At 68.0% G+C, this 12,270-nt stretch carries 14 protein-coding genes and 4 tRNA genes; 11 read left to right on the top strand and 7 right to left on the bottom strand.

Annotated features, from left to right (window positions below; translation table 11 throughout):
• The first annotated feature begins 381 nt into the window (after positions 1 to 381).
• Entirely contained in the window at positions 382 to 696 is a 315-nt protein-coding gene (locus DC434_RS08590) for a hypothetical protein (protein WP_116634886.1), read from the top strand.
• Between the two features lie 299 nt (positions 697 to 995).
• On the opposite strand, the gene DC434_RS08595 is transcribed toward DC434_RS08590, so the two are convergent.
• A tRNA-Val gene (locus DC434_RS08595) sits at positions 996 to 1,068 on the bottom strand.
• 151 nt (positions 1,069 to 1,219) lie between these two features.
• On the opposite strand from DC434_RS08595, the gene DC434_RS08600 reads away from it, so the two are divergent.
• The 3 genes from DC434_RS08600 to DC434_RS08610 all read left to right on the top strand — a co-directional run bounded on the left by DC434_RS08600 (position 1,220) and on the right by DC434_RS08610 (position 1,518).
• A tRNA-Gly gene (locus DC434_RS08600) sits at positions 1,220 to 1,292 on the top strand.
• A gap of 54 nt (positions 1,293 to 1,346) precedes the next feature.
• Positions 1,347 to 1,417, top strand: a tRNA-Cys gene (locus tag DC434_RS08605).
• Positions 1,418 to 1,446: 29 nt separating this feature from the next.
• A tRNA-Val gene (locus DC434_RS08610) sits at positions 1,447 to 1,518 on the top strand.
• A 79-nt stretch (positions 1,519 to 1,597) separates the two neighbouring features.
• Here DC434_RS08610 and DC434_RS08615 read toward each other — a convergent pair.
• Positions 1,598 to 1,906 (bottom strand): hypothetical protein, encoded by a 309-nt coding sequence (locus DC434_RS08615; RefSeq protein WP_116634887.1) that lies wholly within the window; start codon positions 1,904 to 1,906, stop codon positions 1,598 to 1,600.
• Between the two features lie 145 nt (positions 1,907 to 2,051).
• Between DC434_RS08615 and DC434_RS08620 the strand changes: the two genes are divergently transcribed.
• The 3 genes from DC434_RS08620 to DC434_RS08630 all read left to right on the top strand — a co-directional run bounded on the left by DC434_RS08620 (position 2,052) and on the right by DC434_RS08630 (position 3,120).
• Positions 2,052 to 2,324, top strand: a complete 273-nt coding sequence (locus DC434_RS08620) for a hypothetical protein (RefSeq protein ID WP_116634888.1) — start codon at positions 2,052 to 2,054, stop codon at positions 2,322 to 2,324.
• 80 nt (positions 2,325 to 2,404) lie between these two features.
• Positions 2,405 to 2,668 carry a hypothetical protein gene (locus DC434_RS08625; protein WP_116634889.1) on the top strand — a complete coding sequence of 88 codons (264 nt, stop codon included), beginning with the start codon at positions 2,405 to 2,407 and terminating at the stop codon, positions 2,666 to 2,668.
• Positions 2,665 to 3,120 (top strand): BLUF domain-containing protein, encoded by a 456-nt coding sequence (locus DC434_RS08630; protein ID WP_116634890.1) that lies wholly within the window; start codon positions 2,665 to 2,667, stop codon positions 3,118 to 3,120. The genes DC434_RS08625 and DC434_RS08630 overlap by 4 nt, the downstream gene beginning before the upstream one ends.
• Here the strand turns inward: DC434_RS08630 and DC434_RS08635 are convergent.
• The 3 genes from DC434_RS08635 to DC434_RS08645 are packed head-to-tail and all read right to left on the bottom strand — an operon-like array spanning position 3,102 to position 5,968.
• Positions 3,102 to 4,175, bottom strand: coding sequence for an FAD-dependent oxidoreductase (locus DC434_RS08635; RefSeq protein ID WP_116634891.1), 1,074 nt, complete (start codon positions 4,173 to 4,175; stop codon positions 3,102 to 3,104). The genes DC434_RS08630 and DC434_RS08635 overlap by 19 nt on opposite strands.
• Positions 4,172 to 5,521 (bottom strand): deoxyribodipyrimidine photo-lyase, encoded by a 1,350-nt coding sequence (locus DC434_RS08640; protein WP_116634892.1) that lies wholly within the window; start codon positions 5,519 to 5,521, stop codon positions 4,172 to 4,174. Before DC434_RS08640 ends, DC434_RS08635 begins: the two co-directional genes overlap by 4 nt.
• A gap of 51 nt (positions 5,522 to 5,572) precedes the next feature.
• Complete coding sequence (locus tag DC434_RS08645; protein ID WP_116634893.1) at positions 5,573 to 5,968, bottom strand: hypothetical protein; 396 nt, start codon at positions 5,966 to 5,968, stop codon at positions 5,573 to 5,575.
• 117 nt (positions 5,969 to 6,085) lie between these two features.
• Between DC434_RS08645 and DC434_RS08650 the strand changes: the two genes are divergently transcribed.
• From DC434_RS08650 to DC434_RS08665, 4 genes are all read left to right on the top strand, one after another.
• On the top strand, positions 6,086 to 6,859 hold the full coding sequence (locus tag DC434_RS08650; protein ID WP_116634894.1) for a DUF2807 domain-containing protein: 774 nt from the start codon (positions 6,086 to 6,088) through the stop codon (positions 6,857 to 6,859).
• Between the two features lie 33 nt (positions 6,860 to 6,892).
• The gene (locus DC434_RS08655) at positions 6,893 to 7,252 is read left to right on the top strand and encodes a YnfA family protein (RefSeq protein WP_116634895.1); all 360 of its coding nucleotides are present in this window, start codon (positions 6,893 to 6,895) and stop codon (positions 7,250 to 7,252) included.
• Between the two features lie 122 nt (positions 7,253 to 7,374).
• Positions 7,375 to 9,300, top strand: coding sequence for a threonine--tRNA ligase (gene thrS, locus DC434_RS08660; protein WP_243408899.1), 1,926 nt, complete (start codon positions 7,375 to 7,377; stop codon positions 9,298 to 9,300).
• 27 nt (positions 9,301 to 9,327) lie between these two features.
• On the top strand, positions 9,328 to 9,861 hold the full coding sequence (locus DC434_RS08665) for an HIT domain-containing protein (protein ID WP_116634897.1): 534 nt from the start codon (positions 9,328 to 9,330) through the stop codon (positions 9,859 to 9,861).
• A 134-nt stretch (positions 9,862 to 9,995) separates the two neighbouring features.
• Here the strand turns inward: DC434_RS08665 and pdxY are convergent, their stop codons facing one another.
• Together pdxY and DC434_RS08675 are read right to left on the bottom strand one after the other, a co-directional pair.
• Positions 9,996 to 10,847 (bottom strand): pyridoxal kinase PdxY, encoded by an 852-nt coding sequence (gene pdxY, locus DC434_RS08670; RefSeq protein WP_116634898.1) that lies wholly within the window; start codon positions 10,845 to 10,847, stop codon positions 9,996 to 9,998.
• Positions 10,848 to 10,893: 46 nt separating this feature from the next.
• Positions 10,894 to 12,198 carry an aminotransferase class I/II-fold pyridoxal phosphate-dependent enzyme gene (locus DC434_RS08675; protein ID WP_116634899.1) on the bottom strand — a complete coding sequence of 435 codons (1,305 nt, stop codon included), beginning with the start codon at positions 12,196 to 12,198 and terminating at the stop codon, positions 10,894 to 10,896.
• Positions 12,199 to 12,270 lie beyond the last annotated feature (72 nt).

A 12,270-nucleotide genomic window follows, 5' to 3' on the forward strand; every position in this document is an offset into this window, starting at 1 on the left:
AAGAGCGAAGGCCTCTTCCGTGCGGATGCCCCTGGGGTCGCTGCGCGGGGTGAAGCGTGGTTCAGCGGTGCAGCATCGTCCACATCCAGCCGTGATTGGGGGGGTGGTCCCGACAGGTCTGGGGTACCTTCGGGACCACCTGCCGGTGTTGCTGGGGACTTCACCGGCCCGTAGGTCGCCGTTTCATGCGACCCAGCCTCAACCTACAGGGCTGCTCCGCCGTGCTGTCAATCCCCTTGGCGTGTCGGCCCTGCCCCGTAACGTGGGCGGCTGCAGCGGAGCCGTGCTGTTCTGGGGAACGTCACGTGCACCCTGCAAACTCGCGGCCTGTCGTCGTGTGAAGGGATACGGCGGCAGGCCGCTCCCGGTATCCTGGCCGGCATGGGCAGTCTGATCTACGGCGGCGGTGACGACGCAATTCACATCGAGGATCGCGCTCTCGCGCACCTGAAGGTCGTCATCGCGACAAAGCTCCGCAGGAATGAGAGCTTCACCCTGTCGTGGCGTCATCCCGAGGAGGACCCGGCTGGACGTTCGACCATCTGGCTGCACCCATCCATCCCGCTTCGCTTCACGTTCGAGGAGCCCGAAACCCCTCAACTGAACATGCGATGGATCGAAGATCTCATGCATTCGGCGAACTCCTCCGGCGGCATCCAACTCATCGACGAGGTACTCGAAGCTCCGGCGAACTGAGCCACGGGCGTTAGCCGAAAGAGGCGCGCCTGTTGGTCCCGGTCTCGATCTGGACGCCGGAAGTTTAACGGCGTACTCTGCTCGCAGAACCGCGGTGCAGGGCAACTGGGGACGATATGTGTCGCGTTCTGGGCCTTCCGCCGAGTGAGCACCTGGCCAGGCGCGAGGCGGAAGGCTCTCTCCGTTCAGACCGGGTCTGAGCCGAGAAGCTGACCGCAGCGCCCCAGGTTTGCCCCAGGGCGTCAGACGAGACGACGAAGGCCCCGACAGGATTTCACTTCCTGTCGGGGCCTTCTCGGTGGGCGATACCGGACTCGAACCGATGACCTCTTCCGTGTGAAGGAAGCGCGCTACCAACTGCGCCAATCGCCCATACCTGTGGGGTACGTCAACAGATACTACCCGACGCTCGGAGGCCGCGAGGACCAGTCGGGGAGACACGCGCGAGATTCGTTTCCGGTTTGGACACTTGCCGAACATCGGCTAATGTTTCATGAGTGCCCGGGACAACCGGGAACGAAATGCGGATGTAGCGCAGTTGGTAGCGCACAACCTTGCCAAGGTTGGGGTCGCGAGTTCGAGTCTCGTCATCCGCTCGAGTGCAGAGGGTCTTCTCCGGAAGGCTCACGGCACGTGGGGTCAATCCACACGGTGGCGTGGCCGAGCGGCTAGGCACCGGCCTGCAAAGCCGTTTACACGGGTTCGAATCCCGTCGCCACCTCGTCGCATACAACTGAACAGCCTGTATAGGCGCGATTGGCGCAGCGGTAGCGCGCTTCCCTGACACGGAAGAGGTCACTGGTTCGATCCCAGTATCGCGCACAGACAAACCCCCGGTTCTCCGGGGGTTTTTTCGTGTCGGCGAGCACCTCGAGTGAAGTCGGCGAGCACCTCGAGCGAATCAGAGAGGACTGCTCGGGGTTGGTGCCGGGGCCATCAGCGGTGGCTGATGCGGGATCTCGATCGGCCTCGTGGAGCGGCTGCGGTTCTCGAACCGGAGCAGTTCCTGCAGGGCATCGAGCGGTGTCATATATCGGCGTGCGAGCGGGATCTCCCGCATCCACGACACCTCGACCTCGTACTCATCCACCTGATACACGCACCCGACGGTGCGACGCGGATCGTTCACTTCGTATCGGTGATCGAGGATCAGCCACTCGTACCCGACGACCTTCCGGAGCTCGAACCGAGCATCCGCCACTTCCGTCATCTCACCCTCCATCGACAGACCCGGTGTCACCCCCAACCGGGGCTATGAGGACACCGTCGAGCATCATCTCCGACCTGAGAAGAACCTTGACAGTGAACACTCAGGGCAGCTAACAGCAGACACTCAGGTCGCCTAGGCTGGGTGGATGCTCGCTGCCCTGATCCGCCCCGCTGAGAAGAAGACCGCGACCGTAGAGGGCACGGACATCCCGGAGCTCCGGGCGCAGCTTCTCGCCCAGGCTCCGGCGGGCTGGGACATGGCGACTGCGCACGTGGAGATGAAGCCCGGCGGCATCCGCATCGTCGAAGGGCGCTTCCAGCGGCGCGACGAGCCTCAGGAGATCGAGGCGGACGACATGGCGGCCCTCGAGGCCAAGGTCCCCGAGGGCTGGCAGATGCTGTCGGTGCGCCGCGTCTGAGCGCGTCGGCACTTGCCACAGCGGACCTCCGCTGCGCAAGGGGGAAGCGGAATGTCGCTCCCGCCTCATAGTGTTCACGGGTGAACGATCCCCACTCTGCTTCCTCCGACGTCCTCTGGGCGTGCGTCGAGGAAGGATTCCATGTCGGCAGCCGCAGCGGAGACTTCCTGGGCTACGTCGATCGGCAGCCTGACGGCGCCTACGCCGCCTTCGACGCGCGCTCGCGGGCGCTCGGCAGCTTCGCGACCCTCGACGGCGCCACCGCCGCGGTGTCCTCGTCGCGCGCCGTGGTCTCGCCGGACGACGGCACCGACGAGCAGCTGAGGGGAGTGGTGCAGCTGTGAGCACGGACGACACCACGCTTCTCTCGCTCGTCTATACGAGCAAGGCCGCTGCGCCCTTCCGGGAGACGGCTCTCACGCACCTGCTCGAGCAGGCCAGGAGCCTCAACGGTGCACGCGACATCACCGGGATGCTGCTGTACCGAGGCGAGCGATTCATCCAGGTGCTCGAGGGTCCTGCCCATGTCGTGCGCCGACTGGCTCGCACGATCGGCCAGGACGCGCGTCATCAAGATATGCGGATCCTGATGGAGGAGCCGATCGAGGAACGGCAGTTCGAGGATTGGACGATGGGCTACCGCACCCTCCAGGGTGATCGCGATCATGCCCCGGCGGGGTTCCGCGATTCCTTCGCCGACCTCGAGGATGCCGATGAGCGATCGACCACGCTTCGCGCGCTGGCCGAGCTCAGCCTGTGGTTCCGGGTGCGTGCAGGTCAGACCGTCGACGCCTGAGGTGCCCGCAGCCGTCCGTCGAACCGCGTCGGACGGAAGCGCGCCAACTCGGGCGCAGCAACGGGGGTCGTGAGCTCGTCTGCGACGAGCCTTCCGATCGTGGCGGCGAGGCAGACACCGGGGTGTGCGACGGCGACGTGAAGCCCCGGGATGCGCGTGGCGCCGACGGCGGGCTCTCCGTCGCTCGTCATCGGCCGCCAGCCGACCTCTGCGCTGAGCAGACGGACGTCGTCTGCGCCCTCGAACGAATCGATCAGCAGTCGTCGGGCCGTCTCGCCAGTGGCCAGCAGCGATTCGGTCGAGTCCTCGCCGGCGTAGCCGCGCGGCATCAGGATCGTGCCGTCCGGGCTCTGCCTGGCCTCGAACTCGTCGTTCGCGACGATGTGCCCGATGAGTCCCGGCTCTGCCCAGAGGCGAACCATGACCGCGGGAGCCGCCGGCAGGGGAAGGCTGACGCCGACCGAGCTGCAGAGCGCGGCAGATCCGGTCCCGGCAGCCACGATGACGTTCGTCGCTCCCAGCACGACGTTGCCGAGGTCGACGCCGATCACGCCCGCGACCTCGCCACGGATCAGTCGCAGCACGGGCGCTCCGAGCCGGATCTGCGCCCCGCGATGTCGGGCGGCCTCGATCAGCCGTTCCGACGCGCGGACGGGATCGATCCATCCCTCGTCGGGGCTGAACCGAGCGGACGAGGGAAGATCAGCGAGCCGTGGTTCGACGTCGATCGGCGGCTCGATCGCCCCTGCGCGCCCGAACTCCTCACCCCAGGTGAGCGCTCCGGACCAGACCAGCCCGAGTCCCGGGATCTCCTCGCCGAGGCGTCTCCAGTCCTGCACCGAGAGATCCCTGAGCCCGAAGGCCGGCCCATCCGCGCCCCCGGTGCTGCTGATCCAGGCGAACGAGTGCCGGGTCGCGCCGGACGCGGGAAGACCCGCATCGACAACGGTCACCGCCGCTCCGCGTGCAGCGAGGTGGTAGCCGATCGACGCCCCGATCACGCCGGCACCGATCACGACCGTATCGTGCATCTCCCAGGGGCGCATGATGCTCATCTCTCGCTTCGCGACCCGCGCTTGACCTGGTCGTAGGCGGCGAGAGCCGCCTTCCGCGTCTCGCTGAGGTCGACGATCGGCTCGGTCGGGGCATCCGATGCCCACTGCGCGATGTAGAGGCCCTGGGGGTCGAACTTCTTCGCCTGCAGCTCGGGGTTGAACACGCGGAAGTACGGCGCAGCATCTGCCCCGGACCCTGCCACCCACTGCCAGTTGAACGGGTTGCTCGCGTCGTCGGCGTCGACGAGCGTGTCCCAGAACCACTCCTCGCCGAGCCGCCAGTCGATCAGCAGGTTCTTCACGAGGAACGAGGCCGTCACCATTCGCACCCGGTTGTGCATGTAGCCCGTGTGCCAGAGCTCGCGCATGCCGGCATCCACCAGCGGTACCCCCGTCTCGCCGTGCTGCCAGGCGTCGAGCTGCGACGGGTCGAGCGGCGGCCAGGGGAACGCGTCGAACTCCCGCCGCAGGTTCTTCGTCGCGAGATCCGGGGAATGGTACAGCGTGTGCCAGGCGAACTCCCGCCAGCCGAGCTCCGAGAGGAAGCGGCCGGCTCCGTCGACGCCGACCGCCTCGTGCCAGACCGTGAAAGGGCTCAGCTCGCCCCAGCGCAGACGCGGCGACAGCAGCGACGTCGCGCCGGCCGACGGCTGGTCGCGGGCGCTGTCGTAGTCGGGGAGGTCGCTCTCGAGGAACTCCCTCAGTCGCCGGCGCGCGGCCGGTTCACCCGGCTCCCACGTCTCGCGAAGGCCACCTGCCCAGTCCGGCGCCGTGGGGAGGAGCTCCCAGTCGTCGAGAGCGTCGGATGCCGAGACCGGCGTCGCGCCGGGAACCTCCCGCGGTTCCGGAAGCGGGGCACGGGGCGCGGGGAGCGCGAGGCACGCACGCCAGAACGGCGTGAACACCGAGTAGTGCGTGCCACCGCCCGTCGTGACGGTCCAGGGCTCATGCAGCAGCGACGCGGCGAAGGAGGCGACCGTCACGCCCTCTTCGCGCAGGGCCGACTTGATGCCGGCATCGACATCCCGTTCCGGACCGCCGTACCTGCGGTTCCAGAACACGGCACCCGCCCCGGAATCCGCGACCAGGTCGCGGACGATGCGGTCGGCCGCACCCCGCCGCAGGATCAGTTCTGCTCCACGCTCCTGCAGACGCTCCGCGAGCGAGGCGAGCGAATGATGCAGCCACCAGCGCGAGGCGCCGCCGAGGGCACGGATGCCGTCGGACTCCTCGTCGAGGACGAACAGCGCGATGATCGGCTCACCGAGATCGAGCGCGGCGCGCAGGGCAGGATTGTCGGCCAGTCGAAGGTCGTCGCGGAACCAGACGATCGAGGGAGAGGACATGGCCCCATTGTCTCTGACCCCGGCGACGATGCGTGCCCGCCGCGGTGGCTTTCAGCGACGGCGAGCCGGTTCGTCGTTCGTCGCCCAGAGGGCCCAGAGCACGAGCACCGGCTGCAGGAAGAGCCGCCCGAGCCGTCGAGCATCCGTGTCGAGCCCCGGCGTCGAGCGACGCGTCTGCCACTGATGGATGTTGCCGGGGAGGACGGCGACGAAGAACGCGGCGGTCGCCCAGCCGATCCGGCGTCGTTCGCGGGGGAGCGCGATCAGGCCGGCGGACAGAGCGATCTCGGCGGCACCGGAGGCGAGGACGATGTCGTTCTTGTCGAGCTTCGTCAGCTCCACGGCCCAGTCCGGGACGACGACGCGGAACCCGCGGGTCGACGTGAAGTGCATGACGCCGATCGCGCCGAGCGCGATCGCGAGGATCCATCGGGCGACTGCTCTCATTCCCTCACGGTACGTGATCGGGCGGCATCCTGCCGTCGCCCGCCCCTACCGAGGTGTGAGGCGACATCGATACTCCCGTAGCTGTCGGCGGCGCGCGCCGGAATCTACGCTGAGGCCATGCGCTCACGTCTCGTCCGCCCTTCCGCCATCGCCCTGCTCGTCGTCTCCGCTTCCGCGTTGACGGGGTGCGCGGCGTTCGATCCGGGCCCGGTCGTCACTCAGAACCGAGAGATGACCGACGTCGCCGCGGTGGAACTCGACACCTCCGGCGATCTCACCGTCACTCTGGGCACGACGCCCTCGTTGACCGTGACCGCCGGCGAACGCGTGATCGACAGCCTCACAGCCGATGTCGTCGACGGAGTGCTGCAGCTCGGGATGGAGGGCGAGCCGATGCTGCGGAACGGAGAGATCCGGTACGAGCTCACGGTGTCATCGCTCGAGTCCCTCATCGTGCTCGGGTCGGGCGACGCCTCGATCGATCTCTCTGCAGCGACCGCTCCCGCGGTCACCGTGCGGGGCTCGGGTGACGTCGACGTCACGGGCATCGACGCCGCGACGGCTGTGTTCCGGATCGACGGCGCCGGCGAGATCGTCGTCCACGACGTCACGGTCGACGAGCTCACCGTACGTATCGACGGTTCCGGCGGGGTCGAGATCGATGGCACGGCGCACCGGCAGGACATCGCGATCAACGGCGCCGGCTCCTACTCGGCCGAGGCTCTGCGCAGCGTGGACGCACTCGTCTCGATCCGCGGTTCGGGGAGCGCGGACGTGACCGCCGACGGGGATCTCGCGATCATCATCGACGGCAGCGGTGACGTCACGTACGCGGGGGATGCGCGTGTCGCCCAGGACATCTCGGGCTCCGGAGACATCACACGACGCTGACGATCCGACGCGTGAGGCTGACACACTGGCGGGATGACCGTCTTCCGCATCGTCGTTCTGTTCGTCCTCGCGGCCCTCGCCGAGATCGGCGGCGCCTGGCTGATCTGGCAGGCGGTGAGGGAGGATCGCGGCTGGATCTTCGCGGTCCTCGGCGTGATGGCGCTCGGCGCCTACGGATTCATCGCGGCCCTGCAGCCGGACGCGAACTTCGGTCGAGTGCTCGCCTCGTACGGCGGGATCTTCATCGCGGGTTCGCTCGCCTCGGGGATCATCGTCGACGGCTTCCGGCCGACCGTGTGGGACTGGGTCGGCTCATCGGTCGCCCTCGTCGGTGCGGCGATCGTCATCCTCGCCCCGACCGCCTCGAACAGCGCATCCGATGCCGTCGTCTGACGGTCCGGAGCGCCTGGGCGTACCGGTAACCTGGGTAGTGACCCAGATGGAGAGTTTCTGTGCCTGAAAACGCCCGGCCGCACGATGGCTTCGCCCTGTTCACCGATCGAAACGTCGTCGCCATGCGCGTCAACGGCGACCTCAAGGATCTCGCCACGACCGTGACGGATGCCGACGAGGTCGAGCCGGTCACGATCGACAGCGCCGACGGGCTGAACATCCTCCGCCACTCGGCCGCGCACGTGCTCGCGCAGGCCGTGCAGCGCATCAACCCGCAGGCGAGCCTCGGCATCGGCCCGCCCATCACCGACGGCTTCTACTACGACTTCGGTGTGGAGACCCCGTTCACCCCCGAGGACATCAAGGCCATCACGAAGGAGATGCAGCGCATCGTCCGCGAGGGACAGCGTTTCGTCCGCCGCGTCGTGACGGACGACGAGGCTCGCGCCGAGTTGGCCGATGAGCCGTTCAAGCTCGAGCTGATCGGACTCAAGGGCGGGAAGGAAGCTGCCGAGGGCGCCTCCGTCGAGGTCGGCGAGGGCGAGCTCACGATCTACGACAACACCACGCGCGACGGCGAGGTCGTCTGGAAGGACCTCTGCCGCGGACCGCACCTGCCGAACACCCGCATGATCGGCAACGGCTGGGACCTCACCCGCATCGCCGCCGCCTACTGGCGCGGCAGCGAGAAGAACCCGCAGCTGCAGCGCATCTACGGCACGGCGTGGCCCACCAAGGACGAGCTGCGCGCGTACCAGCATCGCCTCGAGGAGGCGGCCAAGCGCGACCACCGCCGCCTCGGCAAGGAACTCGATCTGTTCTCGTTCCCGGAGGAGATCGGCTCCGGCCTCTCGGTCTGGCACCCCCGCGGCGGCATGATCCGCGGCGAGATGGAGCAGCACGCCCGCAAGCGCCACATCGAGGGCGGCTACACCTACGTGTACACGCCGCACATCTCGAAGGAAGACCTCTTCCTCACCTCGAACCACCTCGTCACGTACAAGGAGGGCATGTTCCCGCCGATCGTGATGGACGAGGAGCGCGACGACGAGGGCAACATCACCAAGCAGGGCCAGGACTACTACCTGAAGCCCATGAACTGCCCGATGCACATCCTCATCTACAAGGAGCGCGCGCGCAGCTACCGCGACCTGCCCCTGCGGTTCGCCGAGAACGGCACGGTCTACCGCAACGAGCTCTCCGGCGCGCTGCACGGCCTGACCCGCGTGCGCGGCTTCACCCAGGACGACTCCCACCTGTTCGTCACCCCCGATCAGCTCGAGGACGAGGTCGCGAAGGTCCTCGACTTCATCCTCTCGATGCTGCGCGATTTCGGTCTGACCGACTTCGAGCTGGAGCTGTCGATGAAGGACGACGAGAAGTCCAAGTGGATCGGCTCGGACGAGTTCTGGGAGTCGTCGACCGACGCGCTGCGCCGTGTCGCGGTGGCATCCGGTCTCAAGCTCACCGAGGTCCCCGGCGAGGCGGCCTTCTACGGCCCCAAGATCGACCTCAAGACGCGGGACGCGATCGGACGCACCTGGCAGCTCTCGACCGTCCAGGTCGACCCGAACCTGCCCGAGCGCTTCGACCTGGAGTTCATGGACAAGGACGGCCAGAAGAAGCGTCCGATCATGATCCACCGAGCGCTGTTCGGCTCGATCGAGCGGTTCTTCGCGATCCTGCTCGAGCACTACGCCGGAGACTTCCCGGTGTGGCTGTCGCCCGTGCAGGTCGTGGGCATCCCGGTCGCTGAAGAGTACGCCGACTACCTCGGCGAGGTCATCACCACGCTCCGGAACTCGGGTGTGCGCGCCGAGCTCGACACCTCGGACGACCGGATGCAGAAGAAGATCCGCAACCACACCACCGGCAAGGTGCCCCTGTTGCTGATCGCGGGGGAGCAGGACCGCGCCGCCGGCACCGTCTCGTTCCGCTACCGCGACGGCACGCAGGAGAACGGCGTCCCGATCGCGGATGCCGTCGACCGCATCCGCGCGGCGATCGACTCGCACGCACTCGTGCAGACAGCAGGGGACCTGGCGTGACCCTTCGACAGGTGCAGGGATCCCGCGGTGGCTGAGCTGGAGGATGCGGGGCGCCTCGTCGGCGTACCGGACGAGTTCCAACGGCTGTGGACCCCGCACCGGATGGCGTACATCCAGGCGGGGCCGGAGCCGCTGCGCGACGAGTGCCCGTTCTGCGAGGCGCCGAAGCATGCGGATGCCGATCGATTGATCGTCGCGCGCGGGGAGACGGCCTACGTGCTGCTGAACCTGTTCCCGTACAACTCCGGTCACTTGCTGGTGTGTCCGTATCGCCACATAGCGACGTACGACCAGGCCACGCCCGAAGAGGTCGCCGAGATCGGTGCGCTCACGCAGACCGCGATGCGCGTGCTGCGGGACGTGTCGCGCTGCGACGGGTTCAACCTCGGCATGAATCAGGGCGCCGTGGCGGGCGCCGGCGTCGACGGCCACCTGCACCAGCACGTCGTGCCGCGGTGGACGTCGGACGCCAACTTCTTCCCGATCATCGCCAAGACCAAGGCGCTGCCGCAGCTGCTCGGCGAGGTGCGCGAGGCCGTCGCGGACGCCTGGCCACGCTGACCGCGTTTCGTCCCGTCGCTTCGCCCCTCGCTCGACGACCGGCGGATGCGGGGTCGCTGAGCCTGTCGAAGCGTCTGCCCTTCGACAGGCTCAGGGACCCAAGGTCCTCAGGGACCCGACGTCGGGTCTGACGCTCAGCGCACCTGGCGCGCGGTGAACTGCATCCGAGGGTTCGCGTAGAACTCCTGGGCCTCGACGAGTTGCAGCTCGCGCTCTCCGGAGTCGAGCGTCGCCTTGAGCAGGTCGTAGACGCTGGATGCCGTGCGCTCGAGCGCGACCTGCGCGCTGCCTCTCTCGACATAGTGCGCGGTGAACAGCGCAGCCGTGACGTCGCCGGAGCCGTTCGCCTTCATCGGCAGATGCGGCGTCTGCACGATCCAGGCGCCCTGGTCGTCGACGGCGAGCATCTCGATGGTTCCCTCTTCGCGGTCGGGCCGCTCGACGCTCGTGACGAGCACCGTCCGGGGGCCCATCGCGCGGGCGAGGTCGACCGAGGCGAGAGTCGACTCGAGCGTGTCCGGCTCGGTGTCGGTGAGGAACCCGAGCTCGAACTGGTTCGGTGTGATGATGTCGGCCACCGGCACCACGCGCTCGCGCAGCAGCACCGGGATCGCCGGCGCGACGAAGCACCCGGACTTCGCGTTGCCCATGACGGGGTCGCACGCGTAGACGGCGTTCGGGTTGGCGGCCTTCACGCGCGCGACGGCGTCGATGATCACGTCGCCGATGCCCTCTCCGCCCTGGTAGCCGCTGAGCACCGCATCGACCTGCCCGAAGACGCCGCGCTCCTCGATGCCGGTGATGACCTCGCGCACGTCGTCGGGCGCGATCAGCGGTCCTCGCCACGCGCCGTATCCGGTGTGGTTGGAGAAGTTCACCGTGTAGACGGGCAGCACCTCCACGCCGATGCGCTGCAGCGGGAACACTGCTGCGGAGTTTCCGACGTGACCGTAGGCGACGGCCGACTGGATGGAGAGGATCTTCATTCTCCGATCCTTTCATTCAAGGCGGCCCGGTGTCCGCGGCGGGTGGTCAACGCACGGCGGCGACGAGGTCGGCCACGAGCGTCGCGGCATCCTGGTCGTCGAGGTCGTGCACGGTGAGGCGCAGATGGTGGGAGGGCTCGGCGCGATCATCGAGGGCGAACTCGTCGCCGGTGCGGGCGAGCCAGCCGCGCCGCATCAGGCGCTCGGCGACGATCCTCGCGGGCTGCGGCAACTCGACCCAGAGGCTCAGCCCATCGGATGCCGGCGCCTCGATGCCCTGTTCCCGCAGACGCGCGGAGAACGCGGCGTTCCGCTCCGCGTAATGGGCGGCTGCGGCGGCGACCTCGGCGGTCACCGCCTCGTCCGTGAGCTGCGTCAACGCGAGGCGCTGCAGCAGATGGCTGACCCAGGTGGTGCCGGGACTCAGACGCATCGCCAGCCGCTCGGCGGTCTCGGCATCGGTCGCGGCGATCGCGAGGCACATGTCGGGTCCCAGGAACTTCGACACCGAGCGCACGAGGGCGAACCGGCGGTGCTCCGGACCGATGAGCGACTCGTAAGGCCGCTGCGAGAGCATCGAGAAGTGATCGTCCTCGATGATCAGCACGTAGGGGTGATCGGCCAGCACGGTCCGCAGCTCGGCTGCGCGCGCGGCGGAGAGACTCGCGCCGGTCGGATTCTGCGCGCGCGGTGTGCAGATGACGGCACGGACACCCGCGTCCAGCGCCGCGCGCAGCCCGTCGACCGTCATGCCCTGCTCGTCCACCGGCACAGCGACGGCACGGTAGCCGCCGAGCCGCACGGTGTGGATGCTGGCGAGGAAGCACGGATCCTCGAGGGCGACGGCGTCGTCGCGCATCAGCGCCTGCGCCAGAAGTCGCTCGACCGCATCGACGGCGCCGCTTGTGATCGTCACGCGGAATGCGGCGTCGAGATCGGCTGCCACCCACTTCCGCGCCCAGTCGTCGAGATCGCGGTCGATGACGGGCTCGCCGTAGAGCACGGGGCGGCTGGCGATGTTCATCAGTGCGGGGGAGGGATCGGGGATCAGCCGCGGATCCGGATTGCCGGTGCCGACGTCGCGCAGCACGGTGTCGGCGGCGTAGCCCTCCTGCGGGACGGATTCATGGCCGGTGACGACGGTTCCTGCACGACCGCGCGAGATCACCAGGCCCGCCTGGGCCAGCTGCCGGTAGGCGGCGACCGCGGTGTTCCTGTTGACGCCGAGTCGTGCGGCGAGCTCGCGCACGGGAGGCAGCGGGCTGCCGGGACGCAGGATGCCACGGTCGCGGAGTCCGCGCACGCTGTCGGCGATGTCGGCCGCCGTGGTTCCTGTGATCTCGTCGCTCATGTGCCCTCCGGACCGATTCTAGGTCGTTTCGGACAGTGCTATGTTTGGCCTAGATCAATTCAGACTTTGGTG

It is taken from the genome of Microbacterium sp. TPD7012 (genome assembly GCF_003075395.1).
Classification (GTDB): domain Bacteria; phylum Actinomycetota; class Actinomycetes; order Actinomycetales; family Microbacteriaceae; genus Microbacterium.

Excerpts from the sequence above, each read along its gene's own strand:
- DC434_RS08590 (WP_116634886.1), top strand. The coding sequence starts at position 382 with ATGGGCAGTCTGATCTACGGCGGCGGTGACGACGCAATTCACATCGAG.
- pdxY (WP_116634898.1), bottom strand. The coding sequence starts at position 10,847 with ATGAAGATCCTCTCCATCCAGTCGGCCGTCGCCTACGGTCACGTCGGA.
- DC434_RS08655 (WP_116634895.1), top strand. The coding sequence starts at position 6,893 with ATGACCGTCTTCCGCATCGTCGTTCTGTTCGTCCTCGCGGCCCTCGCC.
- DC434_RS08640 (WP_116634892.1), bottom strand. The coding sequence starts at position 5,521 with ATGTCCTCTCCCTCGATCGTCTGGTTCCGCGACGACCTTCGACTGGCC.
- DC434_RS08650 (WP_116634894.1), top strand. The coding sequence starts at position 6,086 with ATGCGCTCACGTCTCGTCCGCCCTTCCGCCATCGCCCTGCTCGTCGTC.
- DC434_RS08620 (WP_116634888.1), top strand. The coding sequence starts at position 2,052 with ATGCTCGCTGCCCTGATCCGCCCCGCTGAGAAGAAGACCGCGACCGTA.
- DC434_RS08645 (WP_116634893.1), bottom strand. The coding sequence starts at position 5,968 with ATGAGAGCAGTCGCCCGATGGATCCTCGCGATCGCGCTCGGCGCGATC.
- thrS (WP_243408899.1), top strand. The coding sequence starts at position 7,375 with ATGCGCGTCAACGGCGACCTCAAGGATCTCGCCACGACCGTGACGGAT.
- DC434_RS08635 (WP_116634891.1), bottom strand. The coding sequence starts at position 4,175 with ATGAGCATCATGCGCCCCTGGGAGATGCACGATACGGTCGTGATCGGT.
- DC434_RS08615 (WP_116634887.1), bottom strand. The coding sequence starts at position 1,906 with ATGACGGAAGTGGCGGATGCTCGGTTCGAGCTCCGGAAGGTCGTCGGG.
- DC434_RS08675 (WP_116634899.1), bottom strand. The coding sequence starts at position 12,198 with ATGAGCGACGAGATCACAGGAACCACGGCGGCCGACATCGCCGACAGC.